This window comes from Pseudomonas pharyngis (assembly GCF_021602345.1).
Taxonomy (GTDB): domain Bacteria; phylum Pseudomonadota; class Gammaproteobacteria; order Pseudomonadales; family Pseudomonadaceae; genus Aquipseudomonas; species Aquipseudomonas pharyngis.
The window spans coordinates 1-719 of sequence record NZ_BQID01000041.1 but is presented as its reverse complement, the minus strand read 5'-3'; the positions used below and the strand labels follow the sequence as shown (position 1 = coordinate 719).

Annotated in this window: 1 protein-coding gene; it reads left to right on the top strand. The window is 59.4% G+C overall.

What is annotated here, in order from left to right; translation table 11 throughout:
• Window positions 1–181 precede the first annotated feature (181 nt).
• A partial coding sequence (gene tssI, locus L6D74_RS29855) for a type VI secretion system tip protein TssI/VgrG (protein ID WP_236191718.1) occupies window positions 182–719 on the top strand: 538 nt, incomplete at its 3' end.

The following is a 719-nucleotide window of genomic DNA, read 5'->3' as shown; positions in this document are numbered from 1 at the left end:
AAGTATCCGGTACTTCGGGTTCCGATGACTGGCGTGCTCCAGTCGTTTAATTACGGCTGATCGTTACAAGCATCGGCCAGCTCTGCTGGTCGATGTTGTTTACGCCCCTCCAGAATTTCGCGTGCGTTGAACCGCTTGACGGTAATCGACGAACGCCGCTGTACAGCAAGAGGAACAAGGGATGTTCGCGCCGGCCAATGAAACCCACTTTGCCCTGACCATCGAAGGTCTTTCCGCCGATTTCCAGGTGTTTACCCTCACCGGTCGGGAAGCCATCAGCCAGCCTTTTGTGTTCGAGGTGGAGCTGGTCAGTGAGCAGCCGTCGCTGGACCTCGAAACCCTGCTGCACAAACCGGCCTTCCTGCAGCTGTCGCCCGACGGCAGCGGCATTCACGGCCTGATCTACCGCGCCGCGCAAGGCGATTCCGGCAAGCGCCTGACGCGCTACTCCGTGACCCTGCGCCCGCAACTGGCGTACCTGGCGCACCGGATCAACCAGCGGATCTTCCAGAACCTCAGCGTGCCGAAAATCATCGGCAAGGTGCTCGAAGAACACGGCATCCAGGGCAACGCCTACGCCTTCCAGACCGGCTCGATCTACCCCGACCGCATTTACTGCGTGCAATACGACGAATCGGACCTGCATTTCATCCAGCGCCTGTGCGAAGAAGAAGGCATTCACTACCACTTCCAGCACAGCGCCACGGGCCACAAACTGG